Source organism: Streptomyces angustmyceticus, from assembly GCF_040701845.1.
Classification (GTDB): domain Bacteria; phylum Actinomycetota; class Actinomycetes; order Streptomycetales; family Streptomycetaceae; genus Streptomyces; species Streptomyces angustmyceticus_A.
Map to the genome: position 1 here is coordinate 213793 of NZ_JBFBHQ010000007.1, position 18397 is coordinate 232189.

General features: G+C 71.6%; 19 protein-coding genes. 9 read left to right on the top strand and 10 right to left on the bottom strand.

What is annotated here, in order from left to right:
* Positions 1-3: 3 nt before the first annotated feature.
* The 3 genes from AB0411_RS18815 (at position 4) to AB0411_RS18825 (ending at position 2003) form a co-directional block, all read left to right on the top strand.
* Entirely contained in the window at positions 4-708 is a 705-nt protein-coding gene (locus tag AB0411_RS18815; protein WP_366418406.1) for a pilus assembly protein TadG-related protein, read from the top strand.
* Between the two features lie 67 nt (positions 709-775).
* On the top strand, positions 776-1357 hold the full coding sequence (locus AB0411_RS18820; RefSeq protein ID WP_366418407.1) for a hypothetical protein: 582 nt from the start codon (positions 776-778) through the stop codon (positions 1355-1357).
* Positions 1358-1367: 10 nt separating this feature from the next.
* Positions 1368-2003: an OmpA family protein gene (locus AB0411_RS18825; RefSeq protein WP_403146992.1), complete on the top strand. Its 636-nt coding sequence runs from the start codon at positions 1368-1370 to the stop codon at positions 2001-2003.
* Positions 2004-2061: 58 nt separating this feature from the next.
* Here AB0411_RS18825 and AB0411_RS18830 read toward each other — a convergent pair whose 3' ends face one another.
* Positions 2062-2415 (bottom strand): DUF192 domain-containing protein, encoded by a 354-nt coding sequence (locus AB0411_RS18830; RefSeq protein ID WP_366418409.1) that lies wholly within the window; start codon positions 2413-2415, stop codon positions 2062-2064.
* 81 nt (positions 2416-2496) lie between these two features.
* Between AB0411_RS18830 and AB0411_RS18835 the strand changes: the two genes are divergently transcribed.
* Complete coding sequence (locus tag AB0411_RS18835; RefSeq protein ID WP_403147235.1) at positions 2497-3222, top strand: prepilin peptidase; 726 nt, start codon at positions 2497-2499, stop codon at positions 3220-3222.
* 217 nt (positions 3223-3439) lie between these two features.
* Here the strand turns inward: AB0411_RS18835 and mgrA are convergent, their stop codons facing one another.
* Positions 3440-4471 (bottom strand): L-glyceraldehyde 3-phosphate reductase, encoded by a 1032-nt coding sequence (mgrA, locus tag AB0411_RS18840; protein ID WP_366418411.1) that lies wholly within the window; start codon positions 4469-4471, stop codon positions 3440-3442.
* A 140-nt stretch (positions 4472-4611) separates the two neighbouring features.
* Between mgrA and AB0411_RS18845 the strand changes: the two genes are divergently transcribed.
* The 4 genes from AB0411_RS18845 (at position 4612) to AB0411_RS18860 (ending at position 10050) form a co-directional block, all read left to right on the top strand.
* Positions 4612-5391, top strand: a complete 780-nt coding sequence (locus AB0411_RS18845; RefSeq protein WP_366418526.1) for an isoprenyl transferase — start codon at positions 4612-4614, stop codon at positions 5389-5391.
* A 563-nt stretch (positions 5392-5954) separates the two neighbouring features.
* Positions 5955-7277, top strand: a complete 1323-nt coding sequence (locus tag AB0411_RS18850) for a PhoH family protein (RefSeq protein ID WP_366418412.1) — start codon at positions 5955-5957, stop codon at positions 7275-7277.
* A gap of 408 nt (positions 7278-7685) precedes the next feature.
* Positions 7686-8390 carry a transglycosylase SLT domain-containing protein gene (locus AB0411_RS18855; RefSeq protein ID WP_366418413.1) on the top strand — a complete coding sequence of 235 codons (705 nt, stop codon included), beginning with the start codon at positions 7686-7688 and terminating at the stop codon, positions 8388-8390.
* A 127-nt stretch (positions 8391-8517) separates the two neighbouring features.
* Entirely contained in the window at positions 8518-10050 is a 1533-nt protein-coding gene (locus AB0411_RS18860; RefSeq protein ID WP_366418414.1) for an AI-2E family transporter, read from the top strand.
* Positions 10051-10132: 82 nt separating this feature from the next.
* On the opposite strand, the gene AB0411_RS18865 is transcribed toward AB0411_RS18860, so the two are convergent.
* Both AB0411_RS18865 and AB0411_RS18870 read right to left on the bottom strand, forming a co-directional pair.
* The gene (locus tag AB0411_RS18865; protein WP_086718421.1) at positions 10133-10666 is read right to left on the bottom strand and encodes an alkyl hydroperoxide reductase; all 534 of its coding nucleotides are present in this window, start codon (positions 10664-10666) and stop codon (positions 10133-10135) included.
* 32 nt (positions 10667-10698) lie between these two features.
* The gene (locus AB0411_RS18870) at positions 10699-11253 is read right to left on the bottom strand and encodes a peroxiredoxin (protein ID WP_085926747.1); all 555 of its coding nucleotides are present in this window, start codon (positions 11251-11253) and stop codon (positions 10699-10701) included.
* Positions 11254-11385: 132 nt separating this feature from the next.
* Here AB0411_RS18870 and AB0411_RS18875 point away from each other — a divergent pair, with 132 nt between their 5' ends.
* Complete coding sequence (locus AB0411_RS18875) at positions 11386-12345, top strand: LysR substrate-binding domain-containing protein (RefSeq protein ID WP_366418415.1); 960 nt, start codon at positions 11386-11388, stop codon at positions 12343-12345.
* Positions 12346-12573: 228 nt separating this feature from the next.
* Here the strand turns inward: AB0411_RS18875 and AB0411_RS18880 are convergent, their stop codons facing one another.
* From AB0411_RS18880 to AB0411_RS18905, 6 genes are all read right to left on the bottom strand, one after another.
* Entirely contained in the window at positions 12574-13173 is a 600-nt protein-coding gene (locus AB0411_RS18880) for a dihydrofolate reductase family protein (protein WP_366418416.1), read from the bottom strand.
* A 57-nt stretch (positions 13174-13230) separates the two neighbouring features.
* On the bottom strand, positions 13231-15690 hold the full coding sequence (locus tag AB0411_RS18885; protein ID WP_437042522.1) for an FtsX-like permease family protein: 2460 nt from the start codon (positions 15688-15690) through the stop codon (positions 13231-13233).
* On the bottom strand, positions 15687-16376 hold the full coding sequence (locus tag AB0411_RS18890; protein WP_366418417.1) for an ABC transporter ATP-binding protein: 690 nt from the start codon (positions 16374-16376) through the stop codon (positions 15687-15689). Before AB0411_RS18890 ends, AB0411_RS18885 begins: the two co-directional genes overlap by 4 nt.
* Positions 16373-16897, bottom strand: a complete 525-nt coding sequence (locus AB0411_RS18895) for a PadR family transcriptional regulator (RefSeq protein WP_366418418.1) — start codon at positions 16895-16897, stop codon at positions 16373-16375. The genes AB0411_RS18890 and AB0411_RS18895 overlap by 4 nt, the downstream gene beginning before the upstream one ends.
* A gap of 134 nt (positions 16898-17031) precedes the next feature.
* Positions 17032-17298 carry a hypothetical protein gene (locus tag AB0411_RS18900; RefSeq protein ID WP_366418419.1) on the bottom strand — a complete coding sequence of 89 codons (267 nt, stop codon included), beginning with the start codon at positions 17296-17298 and terminating at the stop codon, positions 17032-17034.
* 64 nt (positions 17299-17362) lie between these two features.
* A complete protein-coding gene (locus tag AB0411_RS18905; protein ID WP_366418420.1) occupies positions 17363-18334 on the bottom strand; it encodes an SPFH domain-containing protein in 972 nt (323 codons plus the stop codon).
* Positions 18335-18397: the final 63 nt, after the last annotated feature.

Genomic DNA, 18397 nt, shown 5'->3' on the forward strand with positions numbered 1-18397 from the left:
CTCGTGCCGGCCACCGCAGTGCGCCGCCGGCGCGACGCCGGACAGGCCTTTCCGCTCTACATCGTGGCGGTCGGGGGCCTGCTCTTTCTCGCGCTCGCCTTCTTCGCCGTCGGGCAGGCCGCGGCCAGCCGCAACGGCGCCCAGACCGCCGCCGACGCGGCCGCGCTCGCGGCCGGCCAGAAGTACCGCGACCTGCTGACCGAGGACCTGCTCCGCGGCGTCCGCGACGGCAGCTACGAGAGCAACCCGGCCGCCTGGAAGGACCTGCTCAACGCCCGCGGTGCGCAGTCCGGGCCGGCCTGCGCCAGCGCGGGCTGGTTCGCCGGACGCAACGACGCCGATCTCTCCGGCTCCGGTTCCGGTGCCGGCTGCGTCCCGGGCTCCTGGCCCACCTCCTTCGCCGTCGAGGTCACCACCCGCAAACCCGTGGGCGATTCGGTCATCCCGATGACCAAGAGCACCCATGCCGAGGCCGGGGCGAAGTCCGTCGTCGCGCCCCGCTGCACCCTCGACCCCGCCGAGGACGGCCCGGACGGGCCCGACGGCAAGGGCGACGGTGGCGGCAAGGACGGCAAGGACGGCAAGGGCAAGGACGACGCCGCGCCCCTCGACCTCACCTGCGACGGAAAGCACTGGACGCTCGACCCCGACGACCTGAGCGACCTCCCCGGCGCCGCCGACCTCTTCTCCGTACGCCTCGCCCGATGACCGGCCGCCCCCGCACCCCGACCCGCACACCGAGACGACCAGACGACGATCAAAGGAATCGCATCCAATGAGCATTCGGCGCACCACGAAGGCCGCCAGGGGCGCGGTCGCCATGGCGAGCGCTGTCGGCCTGGCTCTGGTCGTGGCCGGCTGTGGTGGTGGCGGCGGTGCGAAGGGGACGGACGGCGACAAGCCCCCGGTCCGCAGCACCGCCCCCAAGGACAGCGGCCCCGGCAGCCCGGCGGCCGACTCCGACAAGGTGATCGGCGAGATGAAGGGGCCGGACGGCGTGGTCGTCACCCTGCACTCCGTCGTCCGCGACTCCGGCGGCTTCGTGACCGTCAACGGCACGGTGTCCAACCACGGCAACCGCGCCTTCAACGCCATCGACTGGCGGTCCAACGAGACCGAGCTGCGCTCCCGTTCGTCCATCTCCGGGGCCACCCTCGTCGACAAGGCGGGCAAGAAGCGGTACTTGGTGCTGCGGGACACCAACGGCGAATGCCTGTGCACGACCGGCCTGAGCGGTCTGATGCCGGGGGCCAGCCGCCCGATCTTCGCGCAGTTCCCGGCGCCGCCCGCCAAGGTGACCCAGGTCGACTTCCAATTGCCGACCATGCCCCCCGCCAGCGTGCAGATCACGGACTGAGCGGGTACCGATGACCGCGAACCGGATGCCCCGAGAAGCCCGCGCGCGCCGAGCGCCCCGTACGGCCGTCACCGCCGCGGTCGCCCTGCTGCTGACCGCGGCGCTGACGGTCCCCGCCGCCCACGCCGACCCGCCGGGCCTGACCGAGGACTCCAGCCCCCCGGTCCGCATCGACCCCGGCGACCCCGACCTGCGGATGGTGCAGGGCGCCAAGCTCGCCCCCTCCAAGGTCCTCAACATCAAGTCCATCGTCGAGACCGACGACGGCTCCGAGCGCCGCCAGGACACCAACGACAATGTGACCTTCTCGCTCCAGGCGGAGGTCCTCTTCGACAAGGACAGCGCCGAGCTGTCGTCGGACGCGCTGTCGCGGATCGGCACCATCGCCGCGGAGATCAAGAAGCAGAACGCCACCAACCTGCGGGTCTTCGGCTTCACCGACAACCTCGGCTCGGCGAGCCACGGCCTGGTCCTGTCCAAGAAACGGGCCAACGCCGTCCAGGAGGAACTCGCCAAGGACCTCGGCTCGTCCGTCGGCTTCCAGATCCGCGGCTACGGCGAGCAGTACCCGATCGCCGACAACGGCACCGAGGCGGGCCGCAGGAAGAACCGCCGGGTCGAGGTCAGCTTCCCGCGCGCCTCCTGACCGGCCCCGGACCCGGCCGCGGGCCCCGGACCCGGCCCGACGCGGGACCTGCCGCCGGTCAGCGGACGGGCTCGACGCCGAGCCGGATGCCCGGCCGCAGGCCCCAGCGCGCCATCGCACCGGCCTCCGCCTCCAGCACGTGCCGGGCGCGGAGGCGGGGCAGCCCCAGCCGGCCCGGACGCATGGTGCGCACGGCGAGCACGGTGAAGTCCCGGCTCAGATAGGCGACATCGATCGCGAACCGCATCCCGAAGGTGTGCACACTGCCCGCCGGGGTCAGCAGCAGTGCCCCCTCGATGCCGTCACGGCCCAGCAGCCCCCGGGTGCGGGCCCGGTAGGACGCCGCGATCTCCACCGGAACACGGGCCCGCGCGCCGTGCAGCACCCCCGGGCCGTTCTCCCAACGCGCCATGCACAGCGTTCTATCAGCTCCCGCGCCCCCGGAACCCTCCGCGGCCCGGGAGCCTGGCTCTAGGGTCGGCATGTGTCCGTGATGCTGATGATTCTCGCCGCCGCCTACGGGGCCGCGGCCGGGCTGCTCCTGCCGCGGCCCGCCCACCGGATGGCCGTCGGGCCCGAGGAGGAGTGGCGCGCGGTCTGCCCCGGCGGGCATGCGATCACGGGCGCGGCGCGGGGCTGGCTGGGGCGGGGGCACTGCCCGGACTGCGGGGCGTACGGGCCGGGAGTGCTGCCGACGGCGGCGGCCACCGCGCTGGCCTGCGCGGCCCTGGCGGCGGCCACCGGGCCCCGGCCGGAACTCGCCGCCTGGCTGGTGCTGACGCCGCTCGCGGTGCTGCTGGTCACCGTCGACTGGCGGGTGCGCCGCCTCCCGGACGAGCTGACCGTGCCGCTCGCCGTGCTGGGGGCGCTGCTGCTGGGGCTCGCCGGCTGGCTCACGGGGGAGGGCGGGGCATGGCGGCGGGCCCTGCTGGGCGGCCTGGTCCTGGGCGGCTGCTACCTCCTGCTCTATGTCGTCAACCCGGGCGGGATCGGGCTGGGCGACGTCAAGCTCGCGGTCGGGCTGGGGGTCGCCCTGGGGTGGTACGGCTGGCGCACCCTGGTCACCGGCGGGGCGGCGGGGGTGCTGGCCGGTGCGCTCTACGGCGCGGGACTGCTGCTCGTCCGGCGCGGCGCACGGAGCACGGCGATGCCGCTGGGGCCCTTCATGATCCTCGGCGCGTTCTGCGGGCTGCTCCTGGGAGCCGCCGCGGCCGCCTGACCGCGGGCCCCGGCCGCGTACCGGAAGGATCCCCTCCGCCGACCCCGCCCCGGCTCCCCGGCCCGTCCGGGTCCGGATGCCACGCCGCCGCGCGCCGGTGCACGAACCATCCCTCCCGCGGGGTTATGGTGGAAACCCCCCCTCGGGCCGGTCCGTATCCCCCCACGGACCGGCCCGCTTTTTTGTGCCGGTGCGCCGGCCCCAGGGGGAGGACCCGCTAGCGCCGCGCCCAGATGTTCACGCCGTCCGTCGTCCTCGCGTACGTGTCGATCTCGGCCAGCTCGGCATCCGTGATCGCGGGGGCGTCGAGGGCGGCGATATTGGCCTCCAGCTGGGCGACGCTGCTGGCGCCGATCAGGGCGGAGGTCATCCGGTCGTCGCGCAGCACCCAGCGCAGCGCGAGCTGGGCCAGCGACTGGCCGCGCCGGGCCGCGATGTCGTTGAGGCCGCGCAGGCGGCGGACGACCTCGTCGGACAGCAGGCCCGGGTCCAGGGACTTGCCCTGGGAGGCCCGCGAGCCCTCGGGGATGCCGTGCAGGTACTTGTCCGTGAGCATGCCCTGCGCAAGTGGCGCAAAAGAGATGCAGCCCATGCCCTCGGCTTCGAGGGTGTCCAGCAGCAGATCGTCCTCGGTCCAGCGGTTGATCATCGAGTACGAGGGCTGGTGGATCAGGGCGGGCACCCCCATTCCGCGCAGAATTCCGGCGGCCTCACGGGTCTGCTCGGCGTTGTAGGAGGAAACCCCGACATACAGGGCCTTGCCCTGCTGGACGGCGGACGCCAGCGCGCCCATCGTCTCCTCCAGCGGGGTGTCCGGATCGAAGCGGTGCGAGTAGAAGATATCGACGTAATCGACACCCATCCGCTTCAGTGAGGCATCCAGCGACGAGAGGAGATATTTCCGCGAACCCCATTCACCGTAGGGGCCCGGGTGCATCAGATATCCGGCCTTCGTCGACAGAATCATCTCGTCGCGGTAGCCGCGGAAGTCCTGCGCGAAGATCTTTCCGAAGTTCAGCTCGGCGGACCCGGGTGGCGGTCCGTAGTTGTTGGCCAGATCGAAGTGGGTCACACCCAGATCGAAGGCGCGCCGCAGGATGTCCCGCTGGGAGCTCAGGGTGCGGTCATCACCGAAGTTGTGCCACAGTCCAAGGGAGATAGCGGGGAGTTTGAGTCCGCTGCGACCCGTTCGACGGTACTTCATCGAGTCGTAGCGGGAATCCGCTGCGCGGTAGTCGGTGCCAGTCATGCTCATCTCCCTATCACGTACTTGTGACCTACCTGATTGGGCTGTCGAGACAGCCGAGAAGTAAAGTTGCCCACTTGAGGCGACGGGGCGACCGCCATTGGCACGGAGGGGCTGGACCACACATGCTGCGATCTTCCGGGATGCGCATCCCTTATCCGCCTGCACTGCGCAATCTGGTCTACCGGCTGTATGCGCGCAGAGTGGAGGGTCGCCTGGATCACACCCAGGTGCCCAAGCACATCGGCGTCATCCTGGACGGCAACCGGCGCTGGGCGCGGGCCGACGGGCGGACGACCGAGCAGGGCCACCAGGCCGGCGCGGCCAAGATCAGCGAGCTGCTCGGCTGGTGCGAGGAGACCGATGTCGAGGTGGTCACGCTCTGGCTGCTGTCGACGGACAACCTCGACCGGCCCGAGGAGGAGCTGAAGCCGCTGCTCGGCATCATCGAGAACACCGTCCGCGACCTCGCGGCCGACGGCCGCTGGCGGGTGCACCACGTCGGCAACCGCGATCTGCTGCCGACCGCCACCCAGCAGGTGCTCAAGGAGTCCGAGCAGGCCACCCGCGACAACACCGGCGTCCTGGTGAACGTCGCGATCGGCTACGGCGGCCGGCAGGAGATCGCCGACGCGGTGCGCTCGCTGCTGCTGGCCCACGCCGAGCGCGGCACCTCCTTCGAGGAGCTCGCCGAGATCGTCGACATCGACCTGATCTCCGAGCACCTCTACACCCGCGGCCAGCCGGACCCGGACCTGGTGATCCGGACCAGCGGCGAGCAGCGGCTGTCGGGCTTCATGCTGTGGCAGAGTGCCCATTCGGAGTACTACTTCTGCGAAGTTTTCTGGCCGGCGTTCCGGAAGGTCGACTTCCTGCGCGCCCTGCGCGACTACGCGGCCCGGCACCGGCGCTACGGCTTCTAGGAGGCGCCCGGGCGCTCCGCGGCGTTCCGCCAGGCGAGTTACTCACGCCCTGTAAGTCCGTTACACCCCTGAAGTTCCTGATGTCCCCGGTGTTACGGGGCGTCACCGGGCCCCGTCGGCGCCATGTGCCGCTGACGGGGCCTCTTCTGACGCGGCTTCCCCTCCCGTACCACTGGAGAGCCGCCGCCGCCCGGCGAGCAGGCGTCACCCAAGGTTCATCGCCTGTGCGTCATATGCCGTGGCATGGCTACGCAGGTTCGAGGGAATATCCCTTCCAGGTCGGCGTCCGGAACAAGCCATCGGGCGCCGTATCTCAGCGGACGGCATGGGGCCGTCCGCCCGGGAGGCCCTTTGCACATCACGGAGGTCCGTGCGTACCGCACGGTCGACGCGGAGGGCCGGCGTTCGGCCCGCGCACTGTGGTCCGAGCCCGGTCCGGTCATGAGATGGCCGGGTGTCCCGGGGACGCCGCCCAGCGGTAGCTGGACCGGTGGTTCCCCCGGGAGCACACCGCCCCGCGACGCCGTCGCACCCCAACCTCATCCGAGGGGGTTCGTCCACCCGTGGTGAACATCAAGCAGCGCCGTGAGCACGACCGGCGCACTTATGTCCTCGACACCAGTGTCCTGCTGGCGGATCCAGGAGCCATGGCCCGCTTCGACGAGCACGAAGTCGTGCTGCCGGTCGTGGTGGTCACGGAACTGGAGGCCAAAAGGCACCACCCCGAGCTCGGCTACTTCGCCCGGCAGGCGCTGCGCCTGCTGGACGAGTACCGGGTGCAGTTCGGGCGGCTGGACTCGCCCATCCCCATCGGGGATCTCGGCGGGACACTCCGGGTCGAGCTGAACCACTCCGACCCCGGGATCCTGCCCGCGGGCTTCCGGCTCGGCGACAACGACTCGCGGATCCTCGCGGTGGCGCGCAACCTGCAGGCCGAGGGGTACGACGTCACGGTCGTCTCCAAGGACCTGCCGCTGCGCATCAAGGCGTCCTCGGTCGGGCTGCTGGCCGAGGAGTACCGCGCCGAGCTGGCGATCACCGACTCCGGCTGGACGGGGATGGCCGAGCTGACCGTCTCCGCCGAACAGATCGACGACCTCTTCGCCGCCGAGACCGCACATGTCCCGGAAGTCTCCGAACTTCCGGTGCATACCGGACTTGTGCTGCAGTCCGAGCGCGGCAAGGCGCTCGGCCGGGTCACCGCGGAGGGCGCGGTCCGGCTGGTACGGGGCGACCGGGAGGCGTTCGGGATCCACGGCCGCAGCGCCGAGCAGCGGATCGCCCTGGACCTGCTGCTCGACCCGGACGTCGGCATCGTCTCGATGGGCGGCCGGGCCGGTACGGGCAAGTCGGCGCTGGCGCTGTGCGCCGGCCTGGAGGCCGTATTGGAGCGCCGGCAGCACCGCAAGGTGATGGTGTTCCGCCCGCTGTACGCCGTCGGCGGACAGGAGCTGGGCTACCTGCCGGGCAGCGAGGCGGAGAAGATGAGCCCCTGGGCGCAGGCCGTCTTCGACACGCTGTCCGCGGTGACCAGCAAGGACGTCATCGAAGAGGTGGTGGGGCGCGGCATGTTGGAGGTGCTGCCGCTGACCCATATCCGCGGGCGTTCGCTGCATGACGCGTTCGTCATCGTGGACGAGGCCCAGTCGCTGGAGCGCAACGTCCTTTTGACGGTTCTGTCCCGTATCGGCGCCAACTCCCGGGTCGTGCTGACGCACGATGTCGCGCAGCGCGACAACCTGAGGGTGGGGCGGTACGACGGCGTGGTCGCGGTGGTCGAGAAGCTGAAGGGGCATCCGCTGTTCGCCCACGTCACGCTGAACCGCTCGGAGCGTTCGCCGATCGCGGCGCTGGTGACCGAATTGCTGGAGGACGGCAGGATCTGACCGGTTGTGAACACGGCGCCGCCCGGCGAAGCGAAGGAGCTTAGCCGGGCGGCGCAGTGCTGCGAGTGGATATCCGAAAATAGTTTGCCGTAAACGGGGTGTGAGCTTTCACACCCAGCGGGGAATTGCCTCGCGGCATCTCGTTCGGGCAGAGTCTGGGTCCTGTCAGGCCCCGCATACGGCAGCATCAACACCCCCAGCGGTGTGGAACGAACACGAACTTCATAGCGAAACGCCGTATGCCGCCCGAGCACCACGCGGACCCCGAGGGGGACGTACCGGGCCAGTGCCTCCCGTGACCAGCCGGACCCGCCCGCTCAACAGGGCCCGGAACAAGGGGAGACCAGCGTCAGGGGCACGATTGCGCCCGCGAGGTCACCTATGCGGGCGATGCTGGAAGGAAAACGTGTGAGCCGGATCTCGGTCCGGGGATTCGCCGTGGCATCCGCCACCGCGGTCACCACCGTCGGCGCCGTCGTCGGCGTCGCTGCAGGCAACGAGCCCGCCTCGGTCGGCAACACCGAGGCCACCGCTGCCGACGCGACGATCGCCGACATTCCCGCGGGCGCACAGGCCCAGGTGCAGACGGCTTCCCTGACGCAGCAGGCGGACGACCAGTCCACCCAGGCGGACACGGCAGCGCTGAAGTCCGCTCAGGAGTCGGCCCGCAAGGCTGCCGCTGAGACCGCGCAGAGCAAGAAGGACGCGGCGGACGAGGCGAAGGCCAAGAAGGAAGCCGACGCGCGCAAGAAGAAGGAGCTGGCCGCGTCCCGCTCCTCCACGCGCGGTGACCTGGGCGACCTCCTCGGCAAGGGCTCGTACTCCATCGCCGAGACGCAGGCCATCGCGCGGCAGATGATGGCCGGCGACCAGTTCCAGTGCTTCAGCAACATCGTGGACCACGAGTCCGGCTGGAACTACAAGGCCACCAACGCCGGCTCGGGCGCCTACGGCCTCGTGCAGGCGCTGCCCGGCTCCAAGATGTCCTCGGCGGGCTCCGACTGGCAGACCAACCCGGCCACCCAGATCAAGTGGGGGCTCAACTACATGAACGACCGCTACGGCAGCCCCTGCGGCGCCTGGTCGTTCTGGCAGGCCAACAGCTGGTACTAGGCCCGCCGGCTGTACCACCGCACTTCCGAAACCCCCGAACGCGGCAGCGTCGGGGGTTTCGTGCGTCCGGCGCAGGTAACGTCGTCCCCGTCAGGTTGTGGCGCGTGGGAGGGGAAGAGGAAGGCACATGTCCAGATTGCCTCAGTGGGTCGGTGGCCTCGGCGCCGGTCTGACGCGACTCTCGCAGCGGCTGGAGGAACAGCGCCGCCGCACGGAGGGCGCGGTGGGGGTCCCCCCTGACGGGAGCCCGTCGCTCTCCTCGGGGGAGGCGGGCGACCCGGAAACGCTGAGGCGTGCCGGACACGCGGATGCCCCCGCGGCCGCCGGCGCGGTGGACGACGCGACGGCGCGCGACGGCGCGCCGGGCACGCTCACCGTTCCCCGTACGCAGCTGCCGGAAGCGACCGACGGGGTGCCGCACCCCGCGACCGAGCTCGTCGCGCCGTCCCCGCATGCCGTTCCGACGGCACCGGAGACCGTTCCGCCGCCGCCCTCCTACGCCCCGGCCGTCGCGGCCCGGCCCGAGCCGGCCGACGCGGTGCCGTGGGGTGTCCGGGTCGCCGCCGAGGCGAGCTGGCGGCTGTTGATCCTGGCGGCCACGCTGTGGGTGCTCGCGCGCGTCATCACCACCATCGAACTGGTGGTGCTCTCCTTCGTCGCGGCGACGCTGATCACCGCGCTGCTGCAGCCCACCGTGGCCTGGCTGCGCCAGCGGGGGCTGCCGCGCGGACCGGCCACCGCGCTGACCTTCATCGGCGGGTTCGTCATCATGGGCCTGGTCGGGTGGTTCGTCGTCTGGCAGGTCCAGGACAACATCGACTCGGTCTCCAGCCGGATCCAGGAGGGCATCACCGAGCTCAAGGGCTGGCTGCTGAAGAGCCCGTTCCATGTGACCGAGTCTCAGATCAACCACATCGCCAAGAACCTGCAGGACGCCGTCGGCGCCAACACCGAGGCCATCACCTCGGCCGGCCTGGAGGGCGTCACCGTCGTCCTGGAGGTGTTCACCGGCATCCTGCTGGCGATGTTCACCACGCTCTTCCTGCTCTACGACGGCCGGCGGATCTGGAACTGGCTGCTCAGGCTGGTCCCGAGCGCGGCCCGCGGGGGAGTGGCGGGCGCCGGGCCGCGGGCCTGGCGGACGCTGACGGCGTATGTGCGCGGCACCGTCGTCGTGGCCCTGATCGACGCGATCTTCATCGGTATCGGGCTCTACTTCCTCAATGTGCCGCTGGCCGTGCCGCTCGCCGTCTTCATCTTCCTGTTCGCCTTCATCCCGCTGGTCGGCGCGGTGGTCTCGGGCGCGCTGGCGTGTGTCATCGCCCTGGTCGCCAACGGGGTGTTCACGGCGCTGATGGTGCTGGCGGTCGTGCTGGCCGTCCAGCAGATCGAGGGGCACGTCCTGCAGCCGTTCATCCTGGGCCGGGCGGTGCGGGTGCATCCGCTCGCGGTGATCCTGTCGGTCGCGGCCGGCGGGCTGATCGCGGGCATCGGCGGCGCGGTGGTCGCGGTGCCGTTGGTGGCGGTCACCAACACGGTGGTCGGCTACCTGCGTTCGTACTCCACGGAACAGGCGCTGCGGATGTCGGTGGCCCCGCGCGGTGCCACCGCGATCTCGGTGGCACCGACACCGCGCCCGCCGGAGGAACCCTCGGCGTGACCCGGCCGGGAGCCGGACGCACAGAACCCCGCAGACGTGATGTCTGCGGGGTTCTTGCCTGCGGGGGTCGCGCGCGGTCCGATTACTCGGCGAGCGCGGCCTCGGCGTCCAGGGTGGCGCCGACGGCCTGCAGGACGGACGCGATCTTGACGGCCTCCTGGATCGTCTCGCGGTCCACGCCGGCCTTGCGGAGCACCTGCTCGTGCGAGTCCAGGCACATACCGCAGCCGTTGATGGCCGAGACGGCCAGCGACCACAGCTCGAAGTCGACCTTGTCCACGCCCGGGTTGCCGATGACGTTCATCCGCAGACCGGCGCGCAGGTTGCCGTACTCCGGGTCCGACAGCAGGTGCCGGGTGCGGTAGAAGACGTTGTTCATCGCCATGATGGCGGCGGCCGACTTGGCGGCGGCGTACGCCTCGGCGGAGAGGTTGGCCTTCGCCTCCGGCTCCAGCTCGCGCAGCACCTTCGGCGAGCGCGAGGCGATCGCGCAGGCCAGCACGGTGCCCCACAGCTGCTGCTGCGGCAGGTCGCTGTTGCCGATGACCGAGCCGAGGTTCAGCTTGAGGTCCTTGGCGTAGTCCGGGACCGCGGACTTCAGTTCGTCGAGAGCCATGTCAGATCAGCCTCCAGTTCGCTAGCGGAGTGTCACTCGCCCGAGAGCAGCGCGACCGGGTCGAGGGTGTCCTCGCCCTTGGACCAGTTGCAGGGGCACAGCTCGTCGGTCTGCAGGGCGTCGAGGACCCGCAGGACCTCCTTGGGGTTACGGCCGACGGAGCCGGCGGTCACCATGGTGAACTGGATCTCGTTGTTCTGGTCGACGATGAAGACGGCGCGCTGCGCGAAGCCGTCCTCGCCCTCGATGCCCAGGTCGCGCATGAGCTCGTGCTTGGAGTCGGCGAGCATCGGGAAGGGCAGGTCGGTCAGGTCCGGGTGGTCCTTGCGCCAGGCGTGGTGCACGAACTCGGAGTCGCCGGAGAAGCCGAGGATCTGGGCGTCACGGTCGGCGAACTCGTCGTTCAGCTTGCCGAACGCGGCGATCTCGGTCGGGCACACGAAGGTGAAGTCCTTGGGCCACGCAAAGACGATCTTCCACTTGCCCTCGTAGGTCTTGTGGTTGATCTGCTCGAACTCCTGGCCCTTCTCCAGCGAAACGCAGGCGGTCAGGTCGAACTCGGGGAACTTGTCACCGACAGTGAGCACGTACTCTCCTTGTTGCGCAGAAAGTCCCTTTTGGGGCCTTTCCTTGAGGCTTGGACGGGTCTCACAGTGCCACAGGAGGCATTGATCAGTGAAATAGCTAGACTGGTTGATGTTGATCGGAGGTGGTTATCAGTGGCTTCACCGGCAAGTCAGGGCGGCCGGCCCCGCCAGCCCAGCCTGGCCCAGCTGCGGGCGTTCACGGCGGTGGCCGAGCATCTGCATTTCCGCGAGGCGGCGGCCGAGATCGGGATGAGTCAGCCCGCGCTGTCCGGGGCGGTCTCCGCGCTGGAGGAGACGCTCGGAGTGCAGCTGCTGGAGCGTACGACGCGCAAGGTGCTGCTGTCGCCCGCGGGGGAGCGGGTGGCCGCACGGGCCCGGACGGTCCTGGAGGCCGTCGGCGATCTGATGGAGGAGGCGGAGGCGGCCCGCGCGCCGTTCACGGGCGTGCTGCGGCTCGGCGTCATCCCGACCGTCGCCCCGTATCTGCTGCCGGCCGTCCTGCGGCTGGTCCATGAGACCTACCCCGACCTGGACCTCCAGGTGCACGAGGAACAGACCGCCTCCCTCCTGGAGGGGCTGGCGCACGGACGCCTCGACCTGCTGCTGCTCGCCGTGCCCCTCGGCGTCCCCCAGGTCACCGAACTCCCGCTCTTCGACGAGGACTTCGTCCTGGTCGCCCCCAAGGAGCACTGGCTCGGCGGCCGCGGCGACATCCCCCGCCAGGCCCTCCAGGAGCTGGACCTGCTGCTGCTCGACGAGGGCCACTGCCTGCGCGACCAGGCCCTGGACATCTGCCGGGAGGCCGGCCGGGACGAGAACACCCCCGTCACCACCAGCGCGGCGGGTCTGTCCACCCTGGTCCAACTGGTCGCCGGCGGCCTCGGCGTGACCCTGCTGCCCCGCACCGCGCTGCGCGTCGAGACCGGCCGCAACGACCAGCTCACCACCGGCTACTTCGCCGACCCGGCACCTTCGCGGACCATCGCCCTCGCCATGCGGTCGGGCGCCGCCCGCCAGGGCGAGTTCGAGGAGTTCGCGGCAGCGCTGCGCGGGGCCCTGCGGGGGCTGCCGGTGCGGATAGCGGAGGCGTGAGGGGCAGGGGCGGGCGACGTCGAGGGTGATCCCGGCGCCGGTGGAGTCCGGGAGGGTGCGCTGCCGGCCGGGGACGTGGACGCGGTGGCAGCGGTACGCGTCGGCGGTCGGGACGCGGCGGCGGCGCCGGTGCCCGTCCCGTCCGGACCCGGTCACCTGTTCATGGCGCCTCCTCAGGGAGCGGGCGCCGGATGACCGCTCCACGAGGAGGCGAGGAGCCCGCCGCGATCAGGCCGTGGTCTCCCGCGTGTACGTCAGGAAGGCCGCTCCGCTCTGGAGCACCGTGTGTTCGGTCAGTTCCCAGGTGCGGGGGTCGAAGGCCGTGGTGGGGGCGAAGAGCGGGATGCCGGTGCCGAGGGTGAGCGGGCTGAGCTTGACGATCAGCTGGTCGATCTCCGGGTAGAGCGCGCCGGCCAGTTCGCTGCCGCCCAGCAGCCAGATGTCCTTGCCGTCCGCGTCCTTCAGCTCCCGCACCTTCGCCACGGGGTCGGTGGCCACCAGCTCCACCGCCGGGTCGGGGCTCTCCTTCAGGGTCCGGGAGAAGACCAGGTGCCGCAGGTGGGGGTAGGCGTCGGTGAAGCCGGCCCGCAGGCCGATCTCGTAGGTGCGCCGGCCCTCCAGGACGGTGTCGAAGTGCGTGCCCTCGTCGGTGATGCCGAGCGCCGCCCTGGCGTGGGCGGGGAGGATCTCCGGGAGTTCGGCGGCCAGATGCTTGAGGTAGTCGTCGGCGATGGGCCAGAAGCCGTCCGGGCCGGTGGGGTCCGCACCGTCAGGGCCGGCGAGGAAACCGTCGAGGCTGGAGGCGATGCAGTAGACGAGCCGGCGCATAGAGGGTCCCCCTGGGGCAGTTGATGAGCGCTGCGGTGGCGAAATGATCTCGCAGATTCATTCCGTGCGCAGCCCGTCCGGCCGCATCATCCGCCACAGCGGCGGCAGGCTCAGCAGCGTCACGAAGAAGATCATGCCGCCGCCGATACCGGCCGTCCCGGCCACCACCGGCCAGTCGACCGTCACCGCGCTGTCGATCATCGTCAGCAGCAGCGCGCCCAGCGCCAGCCCGCAGCCCAGCGCCAGGCCCAGGCCGAGCGCCACCGGCAGGGCGGTCTGCCACAGCACCGACCAGCCCAGGGTGGCGCGGCGGGTGCCGTACGCGTCGAGGGTGGACAGCAGCCTGCGGCGCTCGTGGAGCTGCTCGACGGTGGAGATGATCAGGCCCGAGCCGATCAGCAGCAGGGTGAGGGCGGCGCCGGCGAACAGGCCCTGGCGGACGCTGGTGTACTGCGCGTCGTGCGGGTTGTCGACGGCGGAGTACTCGGTCATCGCCGGGTTGATGCGGGCCACGGTGTTGCGGATGTGCTCCACGGCGTCCGGGGTGCCGCGGTCGAAGTCGACCTTGAACTCCATGGTGGGGTGGCCGAGCCGTCCGACGTCGAGCGCGGACGGGGTCGCCAGCAGGTCGTACGCGACCCGGTCGGGGCCGCGGCCGTGGTCGAGGAGCCGGGCGCCCCGGGCCGCTGCGGGGATCGTCCAGGGGTGCGGGGGCTGCGGATCCTCCTGGGTGTACGGGGGGTTGAGGCTGACCCGCGCCCCGGGGGCGAGGGCGGGGTCGCGGCCGGCGGCATCGGTGAGGTAGACCTCGCCGTCCCGGCAGGAGTCCAGCCGGGCCACCTTCCGCAGCGCGGCGCAGCTGCCGACGGCGAGCGTCGAGGGCGTCGCGGCGGACGAGGGATGTCCGTCGGCCGGCAGCCGGCCGATGTTCGCGTCGATGGTGCCGCGGACCGCCGTCACCCCGGGGGTGGCACGCAGCGCGTCGAGCGCCCGCTGGGTCCGCGGCCAGCCGTCGGCGTTGCCCCACAGGCCGATCCGCGGGTCCTTGCCGGACTCCGCGTACGCCCGGGCGTAACCGGCCTGCATACCCGTCATGAGCATATGGATCGCGATCGCGCCGGCCACCGCGACGGTGATGGCACTGACCGCGCGGGTGGCCGAGCCGCTGTTCCACTGCAGGCGGCGGACGGCGAGTTGCCAGGGGACCGGGCCGCCGTGCAGCCGGCCGACGACCGCGTCCACCAGCCAGGGCAGCAGGGCGGTGACGCCGAGCAGCAGCGACATCGCGCCGGCCGCGAGGGCGACGGTGTGCAACGGGGTGTCGTGCCACGGCCGTTCCCGGGCCAGCGGCACCAGCAGCAGGATGCCCGTGGCGGGCAGCGCCACCCGCCACCACAGCCGGCGGCGGAGCGCGGGCCGGTTGCGGACGATGCCCAGCGGCTCGACGGTGATGCCGCGCTGGGCGAACAGCGTCACCACCACGGCCGCCGTCGGGACGAGCACGGCGATCAGCGCGGCGGCGAGGGGCGACGGGGCCACGTCCGAGGGGAAGACGTTGACGTCCCACAGCGTGATCACCGAGGCGCACTGCCGGCCGGCCAGGAACAGCGCGCCGCCCCCTGCCAGCCCCAGCAGCGCACCGAACAGCGCCTCGCCGGAGGCGATCCGGCGGGTGGTGCGGACGTCGGCGCCGACCAGCCGGAGCGCGGCCAGCCGGCGCTCCCGGCGCTCGTTGCCGAACCGTACGGAGGTGCCGATGAAGACCAGCACCGGCGTCATCAGCGTCACGCACGTCATGACCACGAGGAGCACGACGGGCGCCCGCACCGGCGGCGGCTGCCAGTTCGTGCCGAAGTGGTCGATGCGGTTGCCGTCGGCCGCGGAGAGCGTGGCGCTCTGTGCGACGTAGGTGAGTTCCCGCGGGCCGAGCAGACCGTCGTCGCCGATCACGCCGGCGATCTTGTAGTCCAGCCGGTCGCGCAGCAGCGCACCGCGGGGGGAGTCCAGCAGCTCTTTGAGCGCCGGGGAGACCAGCATCCGTCCGGGCCCGGGGAACCGGCCGATGCCGGGGGGCACGGGCGGATGCGCGCCGTCCGGGCGGACCAGGCGGCCGCGGATCGGCGTACCGCGGAAGGTGGTGTCGACGGAGGCGTGGAGGAGGGTGCGGTCGGAGGGCGGGGGCGGGTGGACCTGGCCCAGGTTCTCGCGGGCCTTCTCCCGGCCGTGCCAGGCGTCCAGCAGGGGCGGCACGGAGGAGCAGAGCAGCAGCACGGCCACGCCCAGGGCGACGCCGGTGGCGGTCAGCGCGGTACGGATCCAGCCCTCGCGGCCGCCGCCGGCCGCGAACCGCATCCCCATCACGAGGTCACGGGCCCAGGCCCGGGGACCGGTGGGCGCGGACGGGCCGCGGGCGGCGGACGGGGCAGGGGACGTGGACGGCCCCCGGGCGGCGGACGGGGCGGTGGTGCGGCCGCCGCCACCGGGGTTGCCACCGGTGTGCGGGCGCGGCCGGCTCATATCAGGCCCGCCTGCATGTCCTTCACTCTGCCGTCGCGGACCACGACCTCCCGGTCGGAGTAGGCCGCGACGCGGGCCTCGTGGGTGACCAGGACGACCGCGGCGTTGGTGTCCCGGGCGGCGTCGGTCAGCAGGTTGAGGACGCGTTCGCCGTTGAGCGAGTCCAGGGCGCCGGTGGGCTCGTCGGCGAAGACGACCCGGGGCCGGGTGACGAGGGCGCGGGCGACCGCGATCCGCTGGCCCTGGCCGCCGGAGATCTCCCCGGGCCGCCGGCCGTGCACCGTCTCGACCTCCAGCCGCTCCAGCCACTCGTGGGCCCGGCGTTCGGCTTCCTTGCGCTTGGTGCCGTTCAGCCGCAGCGGCAGCGCGACGTTCTCCAGCGCGGTCAACTCCGGCACCAGCTGCCCGAATTGGAAGACGAAGCCGAAGTCGGTGCGGCGCAGGGCGCTGCGCTGGGCGTCGCTCAGCGCGGTCAGGGAGTGCGGGCCGTAGTGGACGGTGCCGGAGTCCGGGCTGATGATCCCGGCGAGGCAGTGCAGCAGGGTCGATTTGCCGGAGCCGGAGGGGCCCATGACGGCGACGACCTCACCGGGGTGGACGGAGAACTCGACGCCGTCCAGCGCCGGAGTCTGCCCGTAGGTCTTGCCCAGGCCTTCCGCCGCGAGCAGGGAGCCCTCCGGCGTCACGGGCGGACCGCTTCGGCCAGGTTGTCGAGCCGGGCGGCGGTCAGCTCCAGCCAGCGCAGATCGGCTTCGAGGTGGAAGAGCGCGTGGTCGCAGATCAGCTGGTCGGCGAGGTCGCCGGAGCGCTTGCGCTCGGTCAGTCCGCGCATCAGCCGCAGATGCTCGGCGCGCTGGGTGTCCAGCAGCTGGGCGGCGTTGCGGTCGGTCAGCAGGGCCAGGACGATCTTGGTGTAGAGCGTCGACTGGAGGTACGGCTCGGGCTTCTCCGGACGGGCCAGCCACTGGGCGACATCGGTGATCCCGGCGTCCGTGATCGCATACCGCTTGCGCTCGGGTCCGGCACCGGCCTCCACGGCGTCCACCTCGACCAGGCCGTTCTTCAGCAGCCGGGACATCGTGGAGTAGACCTGCCCGTAGTGCAGCGGGCGGTCCTGTCCGAAGTGCTCGTCGAAGGCCCGCTTGAGGTCGTAGCCATGGCGGGGGCCGGACTCCAGGAGGCCCAGCAGCGTATGACCGATTGACATGCGGGTCACTCTACTCGGGGGTGTACCGGTGGTGTATACGTGCCCGGTATAGAGCAGACCGCGTACCGCACGGCCCCGGCCGCCGCCGCGGTGACCGGCACGGATCCGGTGCCCGGCGACAGAGGCCCCGCTGCCTACTCGTCCCTCGGTTCCTTCGGCGGCCGCCCCCGTCGTGGCATCGCCCCCGCCCCGCGGGGCAGCCGGCCCGCGTCCGACAGGGCCTTGCGGAGCAGGAACTCGATCTGCGCGTTGGCGCTGCGCAGTTCGTCGTCGGCCCAGCGGGCCAGCGCGTCGTGGATCAGCGGGTCCAGCCGCAGCAGCACCTGCTTGCGCCGCTGCGGCCGTCGCGCGGGGGCCCGCCCGCTCTCGGCGTCGGGCCCCTTCGGGGTGTCGGCGCTCATGCCGGGGCCCCGCTCCGCCCGGCCCCGCCCGTGCCGGGCGCGCGCCGTGTCACGGTGTGCCCGCTCACTGGTAGAGGGAGCCCGTGTTCAGGACCGGCTGGGCGGCCCGGTCGCCGCACAGCACCACCATCAGATTGCTGACCATGGCCGCCTTCCGCTCCTCGTCCAGCTCGACGATGCCCTGCTCGCTGATGCGTTCCAGCGCCTGCTCGACCATGCCGACCGCGCCCTCGACGATCTGCTGGCGGGCCGCGACCACCGCGCCGGCCTGCTGCCGCTGCAGCATCGCGGAGGCGATCTCGGGGGCGTAGGCGAGGTGGCTGAAGCGGGACTCGATGATCCGTACGCCGGCGGCCTGGACCCGTGCGGTCAGCTCCAGGGCGAGCTTCTCGGTGATCTCCTCGGCGTTGCCGCGCAGCGACAGGGCGTCCTCGTCGTGTGCGTCATAGGGGTACTCGATGGCGATGTGCCGGACGGCCGCCTCGGTCTGGGTGGCGACGAACTCCAGGAAGTCGTCGACCTCGAAGAGCGCCTGGGCGGTGTCCTCGACCTGCCAGACCACGATCGAGGCCAGCTCGATCGGGTTGCCGTAGGCGTCGTTGACCTTGAGGACCGCGGTCTCGTGGTTGCGCACCCGGGTGGAGATCTTCCGGGCGGTGGTGAGGGGGTTCACCCAGCGCAGTCCGTCGGTGCGGATGGTGCCGACGTACCGTCCGAAGAGCTGGATGACCCGGGCCTCGCCGGGCGCGACCATCTTCACGCCGGTCATGCAGAAGAACGAGCCGAGCAGCAGCGCGACCCCGGCGATGATCATCGGCACGCCGGCCGCCTTGTCGCCGCCGTCGCCGAGTATCCCGCCGACGATGATCAGGGCGATGCCCAGTGCCACGCCGAGCACGGTCAGCAGCAGGGCGAGGCCGCCCGGAATGCTGTGCGCCGGGGTCTCGCGGACCTGCGGGCGGGGCATCTCGGGGGCGTCGACGGCGAGGTCGTCGCCGGGTCCCGCGGAGCGGTCGGCCGGTGTCTGATCGGACATGGAATCCCCGTTTCTCCCCGTACGGCACGTGATGTCTGCCGCAATGGGTGATGTCACTGGTCT